Here is a 21,691-nt window from a genome sequence, read left to right on the forward strand (position 1 = left end):
GCCTTCTCCCCCAATATGTGTCAATTCATTTCCACAAATCTGCCTATAATTCCTGTTATTTCGACACCGAATTTACGATTCAATCATAGCAAAATCGTAATAGTGAAAAAAGCCCCTATTGATGTTGTTTTTCAAAATGATTCAATGGCACTAAATCCCTGTTTTTTTACTGGTTTTGACATGCAATCCATATTCCATGCACCGTGGATAGACTGTCGCACAAAAATCAATAGATAATTTTTGGAAGTGACCCTAGTCGCCGTTATCGGCGTTGGGCAAAAGTACCCATGAAAAAAGGTATAGCAACGAGTGTTGCTATACCTTGAATTTCACTTTCACGAAACTTTTTATGCCAATTTGCCTTAGGAGGTTTTCAGCTTTTCCAGCTCAGGCAACAGTTTTTCGTTCAATACTTTGATGAAGGTTCCTTTCATTCCCAAAGAACGGGATTCAATCACACCCGCACTCTCCAGCTTCCGCAGCGCGTTGACAATCACGGAACGGGTAATGCCTACGCGATCCGCAATTTTCGACGCGACGAGCAAACCTTCCTTGCCTTCAAGCTCTTCGAAAATGTGCTCGACAGCTTCCAGCTCGCTGTAGGACAAAGAGCCGATCGCCATTTGCACGACAGCCTTGCTGCGCGCTTCTTCCTCAATCGCTTCCGAACGCTCGCGCAAGATCTCCATTCCGACTACGGTCGCGCCCACTTCTGCGAGGATCAGGTCGTCGTCCACAAATTGATCGTTGATGCGTCCGAGAATCAGCGTACCCAAACGATCGCCGCCCCCCATGATCGGAACGAGCGTCGTCCAGCCGGAACGGAATACATCTTTCATCTCCACCGGGAAAATGGTATACGGACTCTCTACGTCCAGGTTTGCCGACGTTTCTTCCACTTTCAAGAGACCTTGGCTATACTCCTCTGGAAAGCGGCGCTCTTCCAGCATCTTGCGCATGCGGCTGTTGTCCATCTCCTGGTGGATGGCAAAGCCAAGCAGCTTGCCTTTGCGGCTTACGACAAATGTATTCGCTTCAATCACATCGCTCAGTACTTGCGCCATTTCATTAAAATTAACAGCATGGCCGGCAGATTTTTGCAACAAGCGGTTAATTCTTCTTGTTTTCGACAGTAGATCCATCTGTGTTTTCCTCCCAAATGTATGTGTCCTACCTACCCAATAACTATAAAATGTATTGACTCAAATCTTTGTTCCCCGCGATCGATCCCAGCTTTTGCCGAACGTAGTCAGGGGTGATTTGCACAACCTCTAGATGAATTTCCGGGGCTTCAAACGAAAGATCCTCCAGCAACTTTTCCAGCATGGTGTGCAAGCGTCTCGCTCCAATGTTATCGGTACTCTGATTGACTTCCGCAGCCATTTTGGCAATCTCTTCGATCGCTTCCTGGGTGAATTCTACCCGCACGCCTTCCGTTTCCAGCAAGGCGACGTACTGCTTGAGCAGCGCATTTTTCGGTTCTGTCAAAATTCGCACAAAATCCTCGACGCGCAAGCTCGTCAACTCTACCCGAATCGGAAAGCGTCCTTGCAACTCCGGAATCAAATCAGACGGTTTGGCCATATGAAACGCTCCAGCCGCGATAAACAGGACGTAATCCGTTTTCACCGGACCGTATTTCGTCATGACTGTGGAGCCTTCCACGATCGGCAAAATATCGCGTTGCACGCCTTCGCGGGATACATCCGGCCCACGGCCATCCTTGCCCGCAATCTTGTCGATTTCGTCGATAAAGATGATGCCATGCTGCTCGGCCCGACGAATCGATTCCTGCGTCACTTCGTCCATATCCACCAGTTTTTGCGCTTCCTGCTGAATTAATACCTTTCGGGCATCTTTAATTCGCAATTTTCGCTTCTTCGTCCGTTTGGGTATCAGGCTGCCGAGCATATCCTGCATTTGCATCCCCATTTGTTCTGTACCCGGAACCTGGAACATGTCAAACATGGTTGGCGATTGATCTTCTACATCAATCTCGATCATTTGTTCTTCCAGTTGTCCATTCGCAAGCTGCCAAGCCACCTGTCTGCGCTGTTGCTGAACGGAAGCTTCTTCCTGATCGTGCGACTCCTGTTGCTGCTGCTGTCCGCCGAACAGCATTTCCAGCGGATTTTTGAACGAGCTTTGCTGTTTGCGGGATGGAACCAGTGCGTTTACGATCGCCTCGTTGGCGAGCTTTTCCGCTTTTTCTTTTACCGCTTCCATTTTTTCCTGCTTCACAGTTCGGATGGAGGCTTCCACCAAATCCCGCACCATCGACTCTACATCTCTTCCTACATACCCAACCTCGGTGAATTTGGTCGCTTCTACCTTGATGAACGGCGCCCCGGTAAGCTTGGCAATTCGGCGGGCAATCTCGGTTTTCCCCACCCCGGTCGGTCCGATCATCAAAATATTTTTAGGAACTACCTCGTCAATCATCTGCTCCGGCAACAGACTCCGGCGATAGCGATTGCGAAGCGCCACAGCGATGGCTTTCTTGGCTTGGGCCTGCCCGACGATGTATTTGTCCAAATGCTCTACGATCTTCCGCGGAGTTAATTGCTCAAGATTCAGCACAGAAGTTCCTCCCTTTTCGCTCAATTCAACTCATCCACCACAAGATTGTTGTTCGTGAACACACAAATCTCGGCAGCGGTTCGAAGCGATGCTTCTGCAATTTCTCGGGCACTCAGATGCGGCGCGTATGTTTTCAAAGCACGGCCGGCCGCCAAAGCAAAGCTGCCGCCGGAGCCGATTGCGAGAATGCCGTCATCCGGCTCGATGAGCTCTCCGTTGCCGGAGATCAGCAACAGATGCTCCTTGTTCGCCACAATCATCATCGCTTCCAGACGGTGCAAGACTTTGTCCATACGCCACTCCTTCGCCAGCTCGACTGCCGCCCGTTGAAGGTTTCCGTGGTATTCCTCAAGCTTGCCTTCGAACTTTTCAAACAGGGTAATGGCATCGGCAACGGAGCCTGCAAATCCTGCCAAAACTTCTCCGCGATAGAGCCTTCTTACTTTTTTGGCACCATGCTTCATCACCATGCTGTTTCCAAAGGTAACCTGACCGTCTCCGGCCATCGCGGTTGCCCCGTTATGCGAAATCGCGAATATAGTTGTTGCGTGAAACTGTTCCATCACTGATTCCTCCCGTTATGTCCGATTGGCGGAACCTGTATCATTCGGGTTAGCCCGCGGATGAGCGGTGTCATATACATGGCGAAGCCGCTCCTTGGTCACATGCGTGTATACCTGCGTCGTGGAGACATTGACATGTCCCAGCAGTTCTTGAACCGTCCGGAGGTCAGCCCCTCCATTCAACATATGGGTCGCAAACGTGTGACGAAAGGTGTGAGGAGAAACACGCAAATGAGAAGCGCACCTATCTACGTATTTGTCTACAATCCGGCGAACGCTGCGGTCGGACAATGGCTCTCCGCGATAGTTAACCAGCAGGTTGCCGTGATCTGCTCGACCGGCCAACAGTTTTTCTCTTCCATACTCTAGGTATTGCCTAAGAACGGCGCAGGCATAACTTCCGACAGGCACATACCGCTCTTTTGCCCCTTTTCCATAAACAAGCGCCACGCCCATGCCCGGATTCACATCATCGACTGACAAGGTAACCAGTTCGGAAACCCGCATGCCGCTGGCGTACAACAGCTCGAATATCAGCCGATCCCGTATGCCCAGGGGCGTGGATGTATCTGGCAGATCAAAAAACGCTTGAATCTCTTGTGGATACAAAAAGGAAGGGAGTTTCTTCTCCATTTTTGGAGTGGAAACGAGTTGGAATGGATTTTGCTCCAGCAGGCCTTCACGCAACAAAAAACGATACAAGCTTCGCAAGCTGGAGAGCTTGCGCGCAATACTTCGGCGGGATAACCCCCTGCCCGCCAAATGCGCGAGAAAGGAGCGACCATGCAAATAAGAAACAGCAGCAAATGCAAAGATTTGGTGCTGTTCCATAAAGGAGACAAATTCGCTGATATCTGCCATATACTGCTTTACCGTATGAGGAGAGGCGTTTTTTTCAACTCGCAAATAACGGGTAAACATCGCAAGCTCCGCAGAAATTTGTTGCGACATGTCCATACGGGATGCACCCTCCTCGAAGCACCTATATAGTAACACAGACGAAATTCGGATATCAACGTTAATTGTGTCGTTATTGTGTAAAATTCTGAATTGTATCTAGCGCTCGCTCAGCGAGCTTTTCGTTTTTCTCACGCTTGTTCCGAATCCGCTCCGGCCACTCGGGAACCAGTCCAAAATTCGCATTCATCGGCTGAAAATGTTTGGGGTCCGCTGTCGTAATGTACCGCGCCATGCTGCCCATGATCGTTTCCGGAGGGAGCACGATCAGCTCCTCGCCTTTTGCCAGACGCGCTGCATTGATGCCCGCGAGCAGGCCGGACGCGGCAGATTCCACATATCCTTCTACCCCTGTCATTTGGCCCGCAAAGAACAGCGTGTCGCGTTCCTTGTACTGGTACGTAGGTCGCAAAAGCTTCGGCGAATTGATAAACGTATTGCGGTGCATGACACCGTAACGGACGATCTCGCAGTTTTCCAGGCCCGGAATCAACGAGAATACCCGTTTTTGCTCCGGCCATTTCAGATGCGTCTGGAAGCCGACGATGTTGTACAAGGTAGCCGCACCGTTGTCCTGGCGAAGCTGAACGACGGCATACGGTTTTTTGCCTGTGCGCGGGTCCGTCAGACCGACCGGCTTCAGCGGACCGAACAGCATCGTTTGGCGTCCGCGCTTGGCCATGACCTCGATCGGCATGCAGCCCTCGAAGAAGATTTCTTTTTCGAATTCCTTCAACGGGACGGCTTCGGCGGCAATCAGCTCCTCGTAGAAGCGATTGAATTCTTCCTCCGTCATCGGGCAGTTCAGGTACGCCGCCTCGCCTTTATCGTACCGGGAAGCCACGAATACTTTATTCATGTCGATCGAGTCTTTTTCGATAATCGGCGCTGCCGCATCATAGAAGTATAAGTATTCTTCTCCCGTCAGCTCCTTGAGCTTCTGGGAAAGCGCCGGCGATGTCAGCGGTCCTGTTGCGATGACGACGATTCCGTCCGCAGGAATGTCGGTGATTTCATCCGTGATGACCTCGATCAGCGGATGATTTTTCACCGCATCGGTGACATAGCCAGCAAACTCATGCCGGTCTACCGCAAGCGCTCCCCCTGCGGGAACCGCGCAACGGTCAGCAGCCTCGATAATAACCGAGCCCAGCCGACGCATTTCTTCCTTTAATACACCAACGGCATTGGTCAAGGAGTTCGCGCGCAAGGAGTTGCTGCAGACCAGTTCTGCGAATTTGTCGGTATGATGGGCAGGCGTCTGGGTTTTGGGCCGCATTTCGTACAGCCTGACGGGAATGCCTGCCTTGGCGATTTGCCAGGCAGCCTCGCTTCCGGCCAAACCGGCGCCTACTACGGTAATCAGTGGTGTTGTCATGCTGTTTCGTCCTCCAAGCTACAAATTCTGCCTCGTCCCATCAGGAGTCTGCTTCTTCCTGATAGTCGCATTTGGTGCAGACAACGCTAACCCCTTGCTTCTTGCGCTTCTTTTCTACCAGGAGGCTTGCACATTTCGGGCAAGGACGGGCAATCGGTTTGTCCCACGATACAAAATCGCATTCCGGATATCGGTTACAGCCGTAAAAAATCCGGCTCTTTTTAGATTTACGTTCGATAATCTGTCCGGTTTCACACTGCGGGCACTTTACTCCCGTTTCTTTGACGATCGGCTTCGTATTGCGGCATTCCGGGAAGCCGGAACAAGCGAGGAACTTGCCGAAGCGTCCAAGCTTGTAAACCATCACGCGCCCGCAAAGCTCGCAGGTCTCATCAGACTCTTCGTCCTTCAGCTCTACTTCCTTCATCTCTTCTTCGGCTACCGCCACCCGTTTGGCAAAGTCCCCGTAAAACGCATCGAGAATCTGCACCCAGTTCGCTTTTCCTTCCTCGATTTCGTCCAGATCGGACTCCATGTTGGCGGTAAACTCCGCGTTGAGAATCTCCGGAAAGAATTCCTCGATCAGCGTAATGACGATTTCCCCCAGCTCTGTCGGGATAAACCGCTTTTCCTCCAGTGCGACATAGCCTCGCTTCTGAATGGTTTCCAGTGTCGGCGCGTACGTGGAGGGACGGCCAATGCCTCCTTCTTCGAGCGTCTTGATGAGACGGGCTTCCGAGTAACGCGGCGGCGGCTGGGTAAAGTGCTGCGCCGGCGTTATGTCTTTTTGTTCAAGAATCTGCCCTTCGTCGATTGGCGGCAGGAAGCTTTCTTCCTCGGTGTCATCATCATTTCCTTCTATATAAACCTTCATGAATCCGGGGAATTTCACTTTCGAGCCAGTCGCTCGGAACATGACGCCCCCGGCATCTATGTCCACACTCATCGTATCGAGGACAGCGGAAGACATCTGGCTCGCCAGAAACCGCTCCCAAATGAGTCGATACAAACGCAGCTGATCTCGTGACAGAAATTCCTTGATCTCATCCGGCGTACGAGCCACCGACGTTGGGCGGATCGCCTCATGCGCATCCTGTGCGTTTTCTTTTTTGACCTGGACACGCGGTTCGGCTGGTATGTAGTCCGCGCCAAATTTTTCTTGTATGTATTCTTTCGCTTCATTTTGCGCGGTTTCGGATACGCGGGTCGAGTCCGTACGCATATACGTAATCAAACCGACTGCGCCTTCCTTGTTGCCGACATCGATCCCCTCATACAATTCCTGCGCGATCCTCATCGTCTTGGCCGTGCGGAAATTGAGCTTGCGCGCCGCCTCCTGCTGCAGGGAGCTGGTGATAAACGGCGGTGCAGGATTGCGTTTGCGCTCGCGCTTCGTTACCTTGCGCACGACAAACGACTGATCCTTCAGTTTGTCCAGCACGCGCTTGACGTCTTCTTCCGATTTCAGTTCGACTTTTTCATCTTCGTAGCCGTAAAACTTCGCTTCAAACTCTTTGCCATTGCTTGCGAGCTTGGTGGCAATCGTCCAATACTCCTCGGGAATAAATTGCTGAATTTCGCGTTCCCGGTCCATGATCAGCTTGACGGTAACGGACTGGACGCGTCCGGCACTCAAGCCCTTGCGCACTTTTTTCCACAGGATCGGGCTGATGTTGTAGCCGACCAGCCGGTCCAAAATACGTCGCGCCTGCTGGGCATTCACCAAATCCATGTTGATGTGGCGCGGATGCTTGAACGCTTCCTTGATCGCGTCTTTGGTAATCTCGTTGAACACCACGCGGAGCGGCTGGCTCAAATCGAGACCGAGATATTGGGCCAGATGCCAGGCAATGGCTTCCCCTTCGCGATCCGGGTCGGCTGCCAGATAGACTTTCTTCACTTTTTTGGCGGCATCCTTCAGGCCCTTGAGTACATCGCCCTTGCCGCGAATGGTTATGTATTTGGGTTCAAAGCCATGATTGACATCTACCCCCATCTGACTTTTCGGGAGGTCACGCACATGTCCCATGGACGCTTTCACGATATATTTGCTACCCAGATATTTTCCAATCGTCTTCGCTTTCGCAGGGGATTCTACGATTACGAGCGTATCAGCCATTTTTTCCTCCCCTTTTCGTAAGGAATCTTCCCTATTATTAAATATGCGAATCCGATTTGTCAAACACTTGCAAGCTGTAGGGGACTCCCGAAAAGGGGCAAGCATGCCTTACCGCCGCGCAAAATACCCCCCTGGCAGTGCAGCAAGAATTCCTTTTGCCTCCAGTCTGATCAGAAGCTGATGGACGTTTTTGCGTCGGTCCGGTTCCAGACGCTGCACAAGCTCGTCAACATGTACCCCTTCGTATGTGATCGCCTCCACAATCGCGCTTTCCTCTGCGGTAAGCGCACTGTTGCGGCCGTTTTTTCCGTTCGCGGGATGGGACTCGCCGCCGCTCGTCACTGTCAGCGGCCATTCCTCCAAAATATCATGGATGCTTGTTACTAGCTTTGCTCCTTGTTTGAGCAAGTTATGCGGCCCTGCGCTCATCGCGGAAAAAATGGGGCCTGGAATGGCAAATACATCGCGTCCTTGCTCCAACGCACAGTCTGCCGTAATCAGCGATCCGCTTTTTTCAGCCGCCTCTACGACTACGACGCCTAGACTGAGTCCGCTGATAATGCGGTTTCGTTCGGGGAACAGCCCCGGGATCGGCGGAGTATCTGGCGGATATTCGGACAAAAGTAGTCCGAAAGATTCAATTTTTTCATAGAGCCCACGATGTCTCGGCGGATATACGTGATTCAGCCCGCAGCCCAATACCGCGATCGTCTTCCCTCCTGCCGAAAGCGCCGCCTGGTGCGCTTCGCCATCAATGCCGTAGGCCAGACCGGATACAATCGCAAGACCCGCCTGCGCCAGCTCCTTCACCAAATAGGCGCAGCTCGCCCGCCCGTACGGCGTCGGCTTGCGCGACCCGACCACTCCGATGGCAGGTGCGTTGAGCAGCTTGCGATCCCCTCGACAAAACAGCGTCAGCGGCTGGTCGGGAATATGCCGGAGCAAATCGGGATAGTCTTCGTCCAGGATGCAGAGAAAATGGGCCCGACTCGCTTCTCTTTTTTCCAACAGCCGCGTCACGGCATCGGCGTTTGTTTGCCTGTCGAGTTGTTGCATCAGCGTGTCGGAAAAACCCAGCTCTTCTCCGATCCATCGCCAATGATCGACAGCACGCTGAAACGTCCCTGCCATTTCGTGCAATTTCCTGATTTTTTGACGTCCCAAGCCTGGCGTCATCGTCAGTACATACAGCCAATCTCGCTCCCTGATACTCGGTTTGCCCATTCATGCACCCTCCTTGCCATTCCTGGCGCAGCCTTGGACAGCTTCGAGTGCCATTATAGCGAAAGACAGCGGCCTGCTTCAAAAAAAGAAAAAGCGGACAAGCCTCTGCCTGTCCACTTCTTGAAGCAAAACAATTACTTGTTCAAAACCTTTTCCAGCATGCCGCGCTCTTTCAACACTTCTACCAGTGTTTCCCCGATCACAGCCGGCGTTTTCGCTACGCGTACGCCGCACTCTTCGAGCTTCGCGATTTTCTCGGCAGCTGTACCTTTACCGCCGGAGATGATGGCACCAGCGTGTCCCATGCGTTTTCCTGGAGGAGCCGTTTGTCCGCCAATGAAGCCGACTACCGGTTTTTTCATGTTCGCCGCGATCCATTCAGCTGCTTCTTCTTCCGCTGTACCGCCGATTTCCCCGATCATGATCACAGCTTCTGTGTCTGGGTCTTCGTTGAACAGTTTCAGTACATCGATGAACTCCATTCCTTTTACAGGGTCGCCACCGATACCGACAGCAGTGGACTGGCCGATGCCGCGAGTCGTGGTTTGATGTACCGCTTCATACGTCAAGGTACCGGAGCGGGATACGATTCCCACTTTACCAGGAGTGTGAATGTAGCCTGGCATGATACCGATTTTGCACTCGCCCGGAGTGATAACGCCAGGGCAGTTCGGTCCGATCAGTTTGGTTTTCTTGCCTTCCATGTAACGTTTTACTTTTACCATGTCGAGGACAGGAATGCCTTCTGTGATGCAGATCACGAGGTCCAGCTCCGCATCAACCGCTTCCATGATCGCGTCAGCCGCGAACGGAGGAGCAACGTAGATAACGGAAGCATTTGCGCCTGTTTTTTCTACTGCTTCTGCCACGGTGTTGAAAATCGGAATACCGTCCACTTCGGTGCCGCCTTTACCAGGAGTGACACCGCCAACCATTTGTGTACCGTATTCAACGGCTCCGCGAGTGTGGAACAAACCTGTTGCACCGGTAATCCCTTGTGTAATTACTTTTGTATGTTTGTTAACGAGAATACTCATCGCGTTTTTTCCCACCTTTTTTTACGTATCTACTCGCACTTGCTTACTTTACCAAGGATACGATTTTCTCAGCGCCATCTGCCATGGATTCAGCCGCAACGATGTTCAGACCGGATTCATTCAGGATTTTCTTGCCGAGGTCTACGTTTGTACCTTCGAGACGTACAACGAGTGGTTTGTCCAGCTTGATTTGTTTTGCTGCATTCACGACGCCGTTTGCAATCACGTCACATTTCATGATACCGCCGAAAATGTTAACGAAAATGCCTTTTACTTTTTCGTCGCGCAAAATGATTTTGAACGCTTCGGTTACTTTTTCTTCGGTAGCACCGCCGCCTACATCGAGGAAGTTGGCAGGATCTCCACCGTAAAACTTCACGATGTCCATGGTTGCCATGGCAAGACCCGCACCGTTTACCATGCAGCCGATGTTGCCATCGAGTGCGATGTAGGACAGATCGTATTTGGACGCTTCGATTTCTTTCTCGTCTTCTTCGTCCAGGTCGCGCAGAGCGACAACGTCAGGATGACGATAGAGAGCGTTGCTGTCGAAGTTCAGTTTGGCATCGAGCGCCATAACTTCACCGTCGCCAGTAACAACGAGCGGGTTGATTTCCGCGATAGAGCAGTCTTTTTCCACGAAGGCTTGGTACAGGCTCATCATGAATTTCGCTGCTTTGTTGATGAGTTCTTTCGGGATATTGATCGCATAGGCCAGACGGCGTGCCTGGAATGCGTTCAGACCTGTTACCGGATCGATGACTTCTTTGAAGATTTTTTCCGGAGTTTTCGCTGCTACTTCCTCGATCTCCGTACCGCCCTCTTCCGAAGCCATCATCACAACGCTACCGGTCGCACGGTCCACAACGACACCCACGTAGTATTCTTTTTTAATATCGCAGCCTTGCTCGATCAAGAGGCGTTTTACTTCTTTGCCTTCCGGACCTGTTTGATGAGTTACCAGCACTTTGCCAAGAATTTCACTGGCATATGTACGAACTTCATCCAGGTTTTTCGCCACTTTTACACCGCCAGCTTTACCGCGGCCACCAGCATGGATTTGCGCTTTCACGACAACAACCTGGGTGCCCAGCTCTTTCGCTGCTTCCACAGCTTCTTCCACTGTGAACGCTACGCGACCTTCGGGAACTTTTACACCGTACTGCTTAAGTATCTCTTTGCCTTGATACTCATGAATGTTCATTCTCCATCCTCCTATGGCAGATAAAGATCGGCAAGCTTTTAGACCGGTTCGAAGACATCGGTCTTCTTCCGGCCAACAGCCTCCACTATCAGTGCAACGTAACTATTCTACGACAAAAAATGCAAAAGTGGTAGTAATATGTTCTCTTTAGCGTGACCATAACGACGAAACTTCATGAGGAAAACCCATCATTTTCTAAGACTTTGCAACAATTTCCACTGCGCTTCGGCGATTTCATTATGAGCGAACCATTTTGCATCCAATTGAAAATGCGCTGCATAAAAAATGACTTCGCGCTCTTTCCCGTTCACGGTGACGAATAAGCGATACTGTTCCGGTCCTGGGTCTTTTGGTGCGCTTTTCAGCCCTTCTGCCGTTTGCAAAAGGCGCACGGTCTGGTGCGCAACCCCCTGCTCCACAGTCGTTTTCCTGACTTCCCATTCCAGGTTCTCCACAGCCATGGCACCTGTCCGTGCAATCCGGATCTTGCTCGCCTTGAAGAGCTGCTCCAGCTCGTTTTCTTCCTGGTCCGTTGGAGGAATCCATCCTGTCAGCTTGGAAAAGAGGCCGCTGTCCACATGAAACGCATGGGTTTCTTTTCCAAACGGCACGCTGATCAAGGTAGGGGTCAACACGGTCACTTCCAGCGGCTTTTCTGCTGAATTGATGCGCAAACGATAGTTCGGATAGAGCGGATACTGCTTTTGGCTGGCCGCCGTCTCCGGTACAGCCGTTGCCAACGCCTTCCGGATAGCTTCCATCTCCGGCTCCCCAAGCACCCGCGTCCTGGCGAGATCCTCGGCCGAGAGCAGGACCGTGTTCATTTTTTGCGACAGCAAGCCTTTTCCCGTCAGCTTTTGAATCCAGTGATAAAAAGCGACAGCGCCTGCACCGCGGTATGTATTTTCGCCAAACTGGCTAGCCCCTTCTCCGACTGCAACGACGAGAGGGGCTGATTTTTTCCGGTATAAGACGAGCGTGAACCGAACGTCTTCCTGCTGCAAGGCTGTCTCTGAGAGCTGCAAATCGTTGCCCTGACCAGGCAATTCTTGCTTGAAGGTTGGCAAATCCAGCATGACTTCCTGCCCATCTGTCGACATGACCGTTACTTTTTCTACCGCGTCCAGCTCTTTCTCGATACGGTCACTCAAGTCGACTGGCGCCTTGTCGGACTGCGCACAACCGGAAATCACCATACTTGCGATCATCACAATGAACAGGTAAGCACGCAAAGACGATACCATGCAGCACCCTCCCTCTAGGATCAGTCCTGCCCGATGATTCTACAAAAGTCCCAATCGTCGGCTGATCTCACTGCCAAGCTTTCGTTTGACGTAAATCTCTCCGATCTGATGCGGGTCTTTGACCACAACCGAGCGATTGTTCGTGCGGATGACAACGTACTTTTCACTGTTTTTATCCAGCCCGCAAATCAGTTCGGAGGAAACCTCCACGAAAATCGCGACGACATGCTTGCCGTCCACTTTTTTCAGGGTGATCTTCGGAAAAGGAGTTAATAATGGCGATGTCTTGTCCTGGATGTACTGCGTAATGGCTAGAATGTATTTATCAGCGTCGCCGTATTGCTCGATCTCGTGATCGATGCCGCAAATGGTGCCTTCATCCGTAATCCCCAGAAAAAGATTGCCGTTGTTCGAATTGGCGAATGCTACGATTGTTTTAATAATTCCGCCTTTGGACAGCAAAAAGTCGCGCTTGAATTCGATCATGTCGTTTTCGCCGAGCGAAGCCGCCACAAGCGGGTCGTCTACCCTTCCGAGATAGCGAAACCTGCTGATCGCCCCCAAGCGATACACGTACTCTTCAAAGATATCGGCCGGCAAAGACAGGTCTTCCAGACTCGCATCTGTATTCTGCCATAATTTATACGTCTGAGGAGCGAAGCACATGTCAAACAATACATTCCCGCCGAGCGATCGGATGTTCATTCCGATAGCGGCAGACTTGGTGATTCCCGGCTGATAAGGGGGGTCGTTCTCCACCTCCAGGACACCGGAATGGAGCAAATAGTCAAAATAGTGCCGAGGCAGCTGGGCATTTTGCCTGAGAAGCTCTCGGTCATTTGTGGCTCTGCGAATCTCGTGGTACAAGTCAAAACGAACAGATTTTTCTGTCAGTTCGTGGACGACGGCGACTAAGGAACAAATATAGCGCATGTTTTCCCTCGTTCTTTTCTTTGGAATCCTTGTCATGGTTTGGTCATATTTTAACGCAACTATTTGGAGATTGACCAGTTTTTTTATCGGATCAACGGGTAAACGACGGCGGATCGACCGGAAAACCGGGCAGTCTGTCGTCTAGCTCCCTTCCTTTTCCAGCGGGGACTGGTAGGCGTACAAGAGCGTCTGAAGCTTCAAGGATAGCCCCATGTCTCCTTTTATTTTCAGCTTGCCCGTCACAAGTGCTGCGACCGGATTGAGTGTACCGCGGACAAGCTTGATGAAATGATCAGCGGACAGTTCCAGGGTGCACCCCGCCTGTTCGGTCATCCCGAGGCGATAGGTCGCTTCGTCGTTGGCAAATTTGATCTCGTACGTGCCTTCCTCTCTTCCGGAAAGCACAAGATGATAGACGGCAGCAAAGCTGCGAATCGGCTGCGGATTCGCTTTGACCTTTTGCGCCAGCTCTTCCAATGTTTCGTGTACAGACATGTTCATCCCCCTTTTTGTCGCCCTTTCCGGATACTAAAAAAGAAAGCCGGGCACTTTGCCGGCTTATTTGACTCGAACGGCAGTTCCGGTCGCAATGACCATCATCATGCCTTCTCGCAGCGTCTCGAAGTCGAGGTCGACCCCGACAACTGCATTTGCACCGAGGGCGCGCGCTTTTTCCTTCATTTCTTGCAGCGCCATTTCGCGTCCTTCCGCCAGTTTGCTCTCGTAGGAACCGCTTCTGCCACCGATGATATCGGTGATTCCAGCCAAAAAGTCGCGGACCACGTTGGCTCCCATAATGACTTCTCCGCTGACAATATCCAGATAGGCTTCAATTTCTTTTCCTTGCAACGTGCTGGTTGTGGTAATGATCATGGAAAAAGCCCCCCTCTTACCGAATTCATTTTACTCCGACACTAGAGAATACGATTGAATGCGGCTTCGGTTTCAAGCGCCATCTTGCGCGCAGCCGTTCCTCGTACCTGTCAGGATCGCGGCGAGGCCGTCTTCTGTGCTTTGATAGCGGAAGAGGCCAAACTTGCCTGCGCGATCAGATCCCGCCAGGAGCGTGCGAAAAAATCAGGCTCCGTGTAGCCGTTCACATGGCCGACTGCTGCGGAAACCGTGATGCCAAGGACGTCGATCGGACGCGAAATCCACTCGATGTACTGCGCGATCAGCGCGTCAGAAGCAGTAGAGATCAAGACGAATTCATCCCCTGCGTAGCGGCTCAGATGATCTCCCTGATCCGCAGCGATCGAGGACAGCACGGCCGAATAGGTTCGAATGACGTCATCGCCGAACGGATGCCCGTACTGCTTATTGATTCTGCCGAAATCGTTCACATCGATAAACAGGAGATGGAACGGAATTCTTTTCTGCAAATAGCCCTCCCCGATGAACTGGATATAAGGCGCCCGATACAGTCCGGACAACGAGTCTTTATATTGGGCCATTTGCATTTCTACGATTTCTTTTGTAATCATCCCGCTTACTTGCTCGCCGTTCAGGATGAGCGCCAGTCTGGCATTTTCTTGGAGAAAGTAGTGATGCGCCTCCCAAATGTTTTGATTCGCCGAAAGATAATGCACCTGTTGACACATCGCGTCGGCGACAATCCGGTTGGGATGCGCAGCGAGGACATCTCGAAAAGTCACTACACCTACGACCTCACCACCGTCCATGACGACCAACGAATCCGTCTGCTGCTGGTTCATGAGCCTTGCCGCATGCGAGACGGATTTGTCGGAGGAAATGGAATGGATCGTCGGGGTCATGATTTCGGAGATGTTCATAACAAATCCACCTCTCGCTGCACAGACAACGCAATTTTCAGTTCGGACCGCAGTACCATCGATTCGCTAATCATCCGCTCTGCTTCCTCAAGAATAATTTTCATCAGCACTTTTTCGTCCATCATCTGCAGGATCGAGTTTCTCAACAACACCGCCTCGATCTTCGGATGATCGATTTTCAGCAGGGTAAATTGCTCCGGGGACAGTGCCTCTGCCATTCTCCGTACCGCTTCCGGTCCGATGGGCGCTTTTCTGCCGATAATCAGCATGTCCTGCATCGGAGGGACTTCAAACTCGGATATTTTTAAGGAAAGGGTGGCTTTCCTTGAAACGCTGCTATCACCAATCATCAGTCATTCCTCCAATTCTGCTCTCCCCTCTTATTCTTCTCGCAGGCGAACCGGTTTTCCCAAAAGGTATCCTTGTCCCATTGCAATTCCCAAGGAAGAAGCACAGGCAAAATCCTCTTCTTCTTCCACTCCTTCAAGAATGAGTTGAGGCTCACACTTGCAAAAGTCGACAAACAGCTTGACGACGGTTTGTTTTTCTTCCGAAGACGAAAGCTCCTTGGAATAGAAGCGATCAATTTTGATGAAATCAGGCGAAAGATCCGTAATTTTACGGAAAATATTCGCTGCATCCCCGACATCATCCAGCGCGATCAAAAATCCCATTTTTTTCAATTCGCCAATACGATTCGTAAAAACGGGTTCATGCCAACAATCCCCTTCCATGATCGATTCGTTGATTTCCAGGACGATTCTCGTCAAATACGGAAAAAAGGCTTGCCGGATCTCCTCGATGAAGCGTGGAAACGAATCCTCCACGATTGTGGAAGGAAAAAGATTGACAAACAAGAGCTCCTGGGTGTGTTCGGTGGATGAACGAAAAAACGACAAAAGCGCATGCCGAAACGACTGGGTATCCAGCTCCGGCAGCTTTCTTTTTTGCTTGGCTAGCGAAAACAGCAGCTCCGGGTTTAGTCCCGCTTTACTGCGGAGCAGCACCTCATACCCGATTCTTCTTTTGTCAGGGAGTTGGCATATCGGCTGAAACGCATGGTAATACTCTCTTTTCTCGAATAATTCCGCAATGCTTTCCATCAATTTTCCTTTCCCTTTCCTAGCATATATAACAGAGAGAAAGCTTCCCAAAATGTGGGGCATAGGATGGACGCCCGATTCATTTGGAAATGCCGGGAAATTTTAACGACCAGTAAGACTGCAAACCCTAAAAACTTTGGCGGAAAATAGGTAAAAAAGATCACAAAATCTCCCGTACATTCGACGGATTGTGTCTTTATTCCTAGTTATTCGCCATTGTTTTGCATATCCCTTTCCAAATCATACTAAATTTCTGCTGAAAAAAAAGCAGCTTTTGGATGGAGCGGGATATTTTTCAGCGCCGCTTGGCGTGCTGTTTGCTCTTTTTTCGTTTTGCTTGGGCACTTTGCCGATTTTTTCATACAGTATCGGGTAAGGTGTTTGGCAAAAGAAAGGGAGGAAGAAAATGGCGATGATCTCGACCTATACGCTTCAGGTACAGAGCGGCCAGCTGTTTGCGGTCACGCTCGATGCAAATCCGACGACGGGGTACCAGTGGGCACTGTCCAATCCGGTGGACGAGACGTTTCTCTTTTTGCAATCCAGTGAATTTGTTCCGCCTTCGCAGCCCGACCGGATTGGGCAAGGCGGTCAGCAGCGCTTCACTTTTCGGGCGCAACGACGCGGCGTGACTTCGCTCTCGTTCAAGTACTGTCGTCCGTGGGAGCCGTCTGATTGTGCCAACTTTGTGTTTTATGTCGTTACGGTTGTGTGAGTGGTATTCGCTGGTGCGGGGTAAGTGAAGCCGGATTTTCGCATGACGCAGAAAAGGCGATTGGTCAAAAGCTTGGGCTAGGTAAGCCGATGGGCTTGCGTGTGTTTTACAGAGAGGGGCTTGTGGCAGATGCTGGAAAAAGCATCTATCCGTAATGGAAGCGAGAGGGAAACGTGTATTAATAATGCTTACACACTTTGGACGAATGTCTCTGCAAGCCTTTGTCTGGATGTTTTCAAAATCGTGCTTTGATATCGCAGATAGAATCCATAGAGCTTGCCCTTATCGTACATGTTTTTCGTTTTTGTAACTTTTTTGTAACCCCCACCGCAATCGTGTAGTTTAGAGTGAAGAAGGAGGCGATTCCCATCCGAAAAACTACGCGTTTTCTTGGCTATTTCAGTTATATGATTCTTGTTTATTTCTTCATGGATGTTCTCATGCTCTATGAGCTTACATTAGTTGAACGAACGAGGCAAACATACGATTCTTTTCCATCAAACTTGTACAGCTCACTTTATCCCATTTTGATCGGCTTCCTGTTCGCTCTTCCGAATTTTGTTCGATACATTCGATCAGAGGGGCGCTGGCGCTTTGATTAGGTAAGAAGCGTGGCTATTGGAATACCGACACTTTTCGGAACTACCGTTTTCCTCATCTACTTCTCTCCTGTCGGAAGCTATTTCCCTTCCTTGTCGATTCTCGCGAATGGAACAAGTTTTCGACGATTTGCGGTATCGTTTTTGGAAACTCCCTTCTCTCCAGTTTTCAAAAAGTCAACTAGCAAACCGTGACTTGGCGCCATATGGTGCCTGTTTATTTATTTTTGAGCTATGTGATTATGTAATTTCATACAGCACCGGGATGCCCTCGCAGTCTGGCTGGATTGGGAGAAGCACTTAACCGCACTTGCCCACCTACTTGCACGCGATCAAATCGGCACCCCTCTGTCCAGCGCCCTGTACCGAATCGCCTCCGCGACGTGCGCTGCCTCAATCTTCGCCGCTCCCTCCAAATCTGCAATCGTGCGCGCGACCTTGACGATTCGGTCGTAAGCCCGTGCGCTCAGGCCCAGCGTTTCAAAAGCAAGCTGTAGCATTTCTTGTCCTTCCTTGTCCAGCTTGGCGTAGTGGCGCAGCTCTTCGGCGTTCATCATGCTGTTGAACGGGCTGGCGGGGCGATGCCGATAGCGGTCGCATTGAATGGCGCGTGCCTCTTCTACTCGCGCCTGGATGTCGCGCGACGATTCCTCCATGGCCCGGTCGTGCAGCAATTGCACAGGCACACGTGGAACTTCGATATGCAGGTCAATCCGGTCCAAAAGTGGCCCGGACAGCTTGGAGCGGTATTTGTCTATTTGCTGCGGCGAGCAGGAGCACGTCTGCTTCTCGCGGGTGCCGAAAAATCCGCACGGACACGGATTACACGAGCCGATCAGCAAGAATCTTGCGGGAAAGGAAAACACCTGCTTGGCGCGGCCAATCGTCACAATCCCCGCTTCCAGCGGCTGGCGCAGCACCTCAAGGACGTGGCGGGAAAACTCGGGCATCTCGTCCAAAAACAAAATCCCGCCATGCGAGAGGCTGCATTCACCCGGTCGGGGAATTTGTGCCCCTCCCCCGATCAGAGCTGTCGCTGTAATCGTATGATGCGGAGCGCGAAACGGCCGCTCTTGGATAAGTCCGCCCGCGCGCTTCAGATGTCCGGCGATGCTGTATATTTTCGTGACCTCGTACGATTCGTCCATCGTCATCTTTGGCATGATGCCGGGGAGACAAGTGGCCAGCAGCGTCTTGCCACAGCCGGGCGGACCGACCAAAATGACATTGTGAAAACCGGCTGCCGCGATCTCCAGCCCGCGTTTGACGAAGTGCTGGCCGTACACATGCGAAAAATCGGGCGCTTGGGAGGCTGCAAGAGCATGGCCCAGCCTTGCTGATGCAGACGCCGCAGATTGCGGCTTTTTGGGCTGCAGCCCTTCTTTCCAATACTGCACCGCTTCCGTCAAATGGGCGGCGGGCAAGACGGCAATCTCGACCAGATGCGCTTCCGCGGCGTTTGCCTCGGGTAAAATGACGTGGGTAAAGCCTGCCTTCGTCGCTTCCAGCAGGATGGGGAGAACTCCCGTCACAGGACGCAGGGAACCATCGAGGGCCAGCTCTCCGAGGATCAGAATTCGCTCTGGACGGGGCAGCATTTGCTTGGAGGCGATCAATATGCCAAAGGCGATGGCAAGGTCAAAGCCAGAGCCTTCCTTGCGCTGGTCCGCTGGCGCCAGATTGACCGTAATTCGCTGCATCGGGTAATCGTAGCCCGCATTGCGCAAGGCAGCACGAACGCGATCCCTCGCTTCCTTCACGGCGGAGCCGCCCAGCCCGACCAGGTCGAACTGCGGCAATCCATTGGCAATGTCTGTTTCCACGCTGACCATCATCCCGTCTATGCCGAGAACAGTCCCGGAATAGCTGCATGCGTACATATTCTCTCCCCCTTTGCTAGTAGCGTAGGAAAAGATAACGGGGGTGTGCAAGTTTATTGGAGGGGGCGAGAGGAGAGACTGCGGCAAAGCAAGTGTGGAGAACTGCAACGTGGGTTGAATTAGCATCAAATGACGGACAACGAACAACAGCCACCGTTCCTTATACGGTGGCCTGTAATCACTCCATTACCGTTGAGTGATAAGCGTCTAATAAATACTTCCCAATTCATTCCAATAGTAGAGTAGTGTTCGAAGTCCTTTATCGAAATTATTCAAACAGAAGTACTCGTTTGGCGCATGTACGTTTGCTTCTGGCAGCCCAAATCCCATTAGAATAACCGGTATTTGATACAGATTCGAAAAGGTTTCCACAATGGGAATGGAACCGCCTGCCCGTATAAATGCAACCTCCGCATCGTAGGCATGCTGGTAAGCTTTAGCTGCTGCTTGGATTGCTTTATGATGGATAGGGGTTACATACGGTAATGCATATTCCTTCATGATCAGAGATGAGGTAACACCTTGAGGAGTATACTTCCGAACATGTTTTTCCATGTTTTCGCATATTTCCAGGGGATTCTGGCTAGATACTAACCGGCAAGTAATTTGGGCAATGGCCTCAGAAGGAATGATGGTTTTAAAGCCCGCTTTACTGTATCCGCTATGTATCCCGTTTATTTCTAATGTAGGGCGTGTCCACATCCGTTCTAATGTCGTATATCCTTTTTCTCCATAAAGTTCTGATATCCCTAATTTGTTGCACAATTGTTGATCATCATGCTGCAAAGAAAGTATAGCCTCTTTCTCTTCTTCACTACTCTCATGCACATCATCATAGAATCCCTCGATAGCAACCTTGCCATCCTCATTATGCATACTGGCTATGATCTTCGCCATCGCATGAATAGGGTTCGGAACAGCCCCTCCATATAGACCGGAGGGAAGATCTTTAGTGGCACCAGTTACCTTTAATTCAAACGTAATGAGACCTCGTAGACCATAACAAATGGATGGCTTATTTTCTCCCAACATCGCTGTATCCGAGATGACAATAAGATCCGAAGTAAATTTTTCCCGCTTCTTCTCTAAAAGAAGAGGAAGATGCGGACTTCCAATCTCCTCCTCACCTTCGATGCAAAATTTAATGTTAACTGGCAAACTTCCCTTCGTTTTCAAATAGGCTTCCACTGCTTTGATGTGCAAGAACATTTGTCCTTTATTATCGCTTGCTCCTCTCGCATAAAGTTTTCCTTCGCGGATATCGGGTTCAAAGGGAGGGGTAACCCACAATTCCAATGGGTCAACGGGCTGAACATCATAATGTCCATAAATCAATACGGTTGGTTTGCCTTGTGCATGTAGCCAATCTCCATAAACAACAGGATTTCCTTTGGTTTCAATAAGTGCTACGTTCTCCACACCACTGTTTTTTAATAATGCCATGACATGCTTTGCACAAGCCACTATTTCTTTTTTATGATCGGGTGACGCACTTATACTTGGCTGTTTGAGGAATTCCTGCAGCTCATGCAAATGCTCTTCTCTTTTCGCTTTTACATACGCCTCCATTTGTTCGATCATGTCGTAGTTCCTTTCTTTGAAAATGGTACAGACGAAACCTCAACCGCATAGGGATTGCAGCCATACTGAGCCAGTTGCCATTTTGCTTCATTTATTCGATATTCAATGTAAAACCTTACCAACCATTTCCCTAACAGTCAACTATTTTCGGAAAACTCCCCCAAATGTTCCCGCTTCTTGATATCTTCCCCATCCCCTCGACAAAGAGCAATCCAAACGACGGCGTGCACCGGATACCATTTTGGCACGATGCAGGAGGGACAAGAAACCAGCAGCATCTTGCCACAGCCGGGCGGGCCAACAAAAATGACGCTGTGAAAACAGTCTCCCGCATAACGGCAAAAAAAGACTCGCATCACAGTGCGCGAGTCTTTCTTGCTGCTAGGCCATGGGCTGTTCTCTTGCTTTTGTCCCTGCCGCTGCTGCGGCGTGACGGCAATAGTCAGGTGCCTCTTCTAGCTCTCTTCAGGAAAGCTCCTTTTTCACGTTGGCAATGAGCTTGTCCGCATTGTTTTCATCGTTATCAAACATGACAAGATCGTGCAAAACGATGCCCTCTACGGTTTGAATGGCGTCCGACATCGCGTCTGCCAGCTTTTGCATGTCGATTTTGTCCGCCTTTTCCACATCTAATACGAGTACCAGCTTTTTCTTCATGATGAAAATCCTCACTTTGCGCGAAAAAATAATGGTGGGAACAACAGCGTATCTGCCAACGGCATTATACCAGATAATTAGCGAGCATGCTCCTCCCCTGTCCCACCCAAAAAGATCCGCTCCA

The 21,691-nt window shown here is 50.8% G+C and carries 20 protein-coding genes; 1 reads left to right on the plus strand and 19 read right to left on the minus strand.

Features of this window, described 5'->3' with window-relative positions:
* Positions 1-362: 362 nt before the first annotated feature.
* From codY to ACTHO6_RS09710, 16 genes are all read right to left on the minus strand, one after another.
* A complete protein-coding gene (codY, locus tag ACTHO6_RS09635) occupies positions 363-1,142 on the minus strand; it encodes a GTP-sensing pleiotropic transcriptional regulator CodY (RefSeq protein ID WP_440241318.1) in 780 nt (259 codons plus the stop codon).
* 43 nt (positions 1,143-1,185) lie between these two features.
* Positions 1,186-2,580, minus strand: coding sequence for an ATP-dependent protease ATPase subunit HslU (gene hslU / locus ACTHO6_RS09640; RefSeq protein ID WP_440241319.1), 1,395 nt, complete (start codon positions 2,578-2,580; stop codon positions 1,186-1,188).
* Between the two features lie 20 nt (positions 2,581-2,600).
* Complete coding sequence (gene hslV / locus ACTHO6_RS09645; protein ID WP_440241320.1) at positions 2,601-3,143, minus strand: ATP-dependent protease subunit HslV; 543 nt, start codon at positions 3,141-3,143, stop codon at positions 2,601-2,603.
* Positions 3,144-3,158: 15 nt separating this feature from the next.
* Positions 3,159-4,100 carry a tyrosine recombinase XerC gene (xerC, locus tag ACTHO6_RS09650; RefSeq protein WP_440241321.1) on the minus strand — a complete coding sequence of 314 codons (942 nt, stop codon included), beginning with the start codon at positions 4,098-4,100 and terminating at the stop codon, positions 3,159-3,161.
* A gap of 73 nt (positions 4,101-4,173) precedes the next feature.
* Positions 4,174-5,478 (minus strand): FADH(2)-oxidizing methylenetetrahydrofolate--tRNA-(uracil(54)-C(5))-methyltransferase TrmFO, encoded by a 1,305-nt coding sequence (gene trmFO, locus ACTHO6_RS09655; RefSeq protein WP_440241322.1) that lies wholly within the window; start codon positions 5,476-5,478, stop codon positions 4,174-4,176.
* A gap of 40 nt (positions 5,479-5,518) precedes the next feature.
* A complete protein-coding gene (gene topA, locus ACTHO6_RS09660) occupies positions 5,519-7,597 on the minus strand; it encodes a type I DNA topoisomerase (protein ID WP_440241323.1) in 2,079 nt (692 codons plus the stop codon).
* A 108-nt stretch (positions 7,598-7,705) separates the two neighbouring features.
* Positions 7,706-8,821, minus strand: coding sequence for a DNA-processing protein DprA (dprA, locus tag ACTHO6_RS09665; RefSeq protein ID WP_440241324.1), 1,116 nt, complete (start codon positions 8,819-8,821; stop codon positions 7,706-7,708).
* Positions 8,822-8,955: 134 nt separating this feature from the next.
* Entirely contained in the window at positions 8,956-9,858 is a 903-nt protein-coding gene (sucD, locus tag ACTHO6_RS09670; RefSeq protein WP_440241325.1) for a succinate--CoA ligase subunit alpha, read from the minus strand.
* A gap of 43 nt (positions 9,859-9,901) precedes the next feature.
* On the minus strand, positions 9,902-11,062 hold the full coding sequence (gene sucC, locus ACTHO6_RS09675; protein ID WP_440241326.1) for an ADP-forming succinate--CoA ligase subunit beta: 1,161 nt from the start codon (positions 11,060-11,062) through the stop codon (positions 9,902-9,904).
* Positions 11,063-11,250: 188 nt separating this feature from the next.
* Positions 11,251-12,306: a hypothetical protein gene (locus tag ACTHO6_RS09680; protein WP_440241327.1), complete on the minus strand. Its 1,056-nt coding sequence runs from the start codon at positions 12,304-12,306 to the stop codon at positions 11,251-11,253.
* A 39-nt stretch (positions 12,307-12,345) separates the two neighbouring features.
* Positions 12,346-13,239: an AlbA family DNA-binding domain-containing protein gene (locus ACTHO6_RS09685; RefSeq protein ID WP_440241328.1), complete on the minus strand. Its 894-nt coding sequence runs from the start codon at positions 13,237-13,239 to the stop codon at positions 12,346-12,348.
* Positions 13,240-13,380: 141 nt separating this feature from the next.
* Complete coding sequence (locus tag ACTHO6_RS09690) at positions 13,381-13,734, minus strand: SCP2 sterol-binding domain-containing protein (RefSeq protein WP_440241329.1); 354 nt, start codon at positions 13,732-13,734, stop codon at positions 13,381-13,383.
* Between the two features lie 63 nt (positions 13,735-13,797).
* A complete protein-coding gene (locus ACTHO6_RS09695; RefSeq protein ID WP_005834287.1) occupies positions 13,798-14,112 on the minus strand; it encodes a YbjQ family protein in 315 nt (104 codons plus the stop codon).
* Positions 14,113-14,222: 110 nt separating this feature from the next.
* Positions 14,223-15,032 carry a GGDEF domain-containing protein gene (locus ACTHO6_RS09700; RefSeq protein WP_440241330.1) on the minus strand — a complete coding sequence of 270 codons (810 nt, stop codon included), beginning with the start codon at positions 15,030-15,032 and terminating at the stop codon, positions 14,223-14,225.
* The gene (locus tag ACTHO6_RS09705) at positions 15,029-15,310 is read right to left on the minus strand and encodes a hypothetical protein (RefSeq protein ID WP_440241331.1); all 282 of its coding nucleotides are present in this window, start codon (positions 15,308-15,310) and stop codon (positions 15,029-15,031) included. The genes ACTHO6_RS09700 and ACTHO6_RS09705 overlap by 4 nt, the downstream gene beginning before the upstream one ends.
* A 102-nt stretch (positions 15,311-15,412) precedes the next feature.
* Positions 15,413-16,135, minus strand: coding sequence for an EAL domain-containing protein (locus ACTHO6_RS09710; protein ID WP_440241332.1), 723 nt, complete (start codon positions 16,133-16,135; stop codon positions 15,413-15,415).
* 406 nt (positions 16,136-16,541) lie between these two features.
* Between ACTHO6_RS09710 and ACTHO6_RS09715 the strand changes: the two genes are divergently transcribed.
* Positions 16,542-16,850 carry a protease inhibitor I42 family protein gene (locus ACTHO6_RS09715; protein ID WP_440241333.1) on the plus strand — a complete coding sequence of 103 codons (309 nt, stop codon included), beginning with the start codon at positions 16,542-16,544 and terminating at the stop codon, positions 16,848-16,850.
* Positions 16,851-17,781: 931 nt separating this feature from the next.
* On the opposite strand, the gene ACTHO6_RS09720 is transcribed toward ACTHO6_RS09715, so the two are convergent.
* The 3 genes from ACTHO6_RS09720 to ACTHO6_RS09730 all read right to left on the minus strand — a co-directional run bounded on the left by ACTHO6_RS09720 (position 17,782) and on the right by ACTHO6_RS09730 (position 21,567).
* Positions 17,782-19,329: a YifB family Mg chelatase-like AAA ATPase gene (locus ACTHO6_RS09720; RefSeq protein ID WP_440241334.1), complete on the minus strand. Its 1,548-nt coding sequence runs from the start codon at positions 19,327-19,329 to the stop codon at positions 17,782-17,784.
* A 207-nt stretch (positions 19,330-19,536) separates the two neighbouring features.
* Positions 19,537-20,910, minus strand: a complete 1,374-nt coding sequence (locus tag ACTHO6_RS09725) for a dipeptidase (protein ID WP_440241335.1) — start codon at positions 20,908-20,910, stop codon at positions 19,537-19,539.
* A 465-nt stretch (positions 20,911-21,375) separates the two neighbouring features.
* Complete coding sequence (locus tag ACTHO6_RS09730; protein WP_440241336.1) at positions 21,376-21,567, minus strand: hypothetical protein; 192 nt, start codon at positions 21,565-21,567, stop codon at positions 21,376-21,378.
* Positions 21,568-21,691: the final 124 nt, after the last annotated feature.

This window comes from Brevibacillus sp. SAFN-007a (genome assembly GCF_051967035.1).
Taxonomy (GTDB): domain Bacteria; phylum Bacillota; class Bacilli; order Brevibacillales; family Brevibacillaceae; genus Brevibacillus.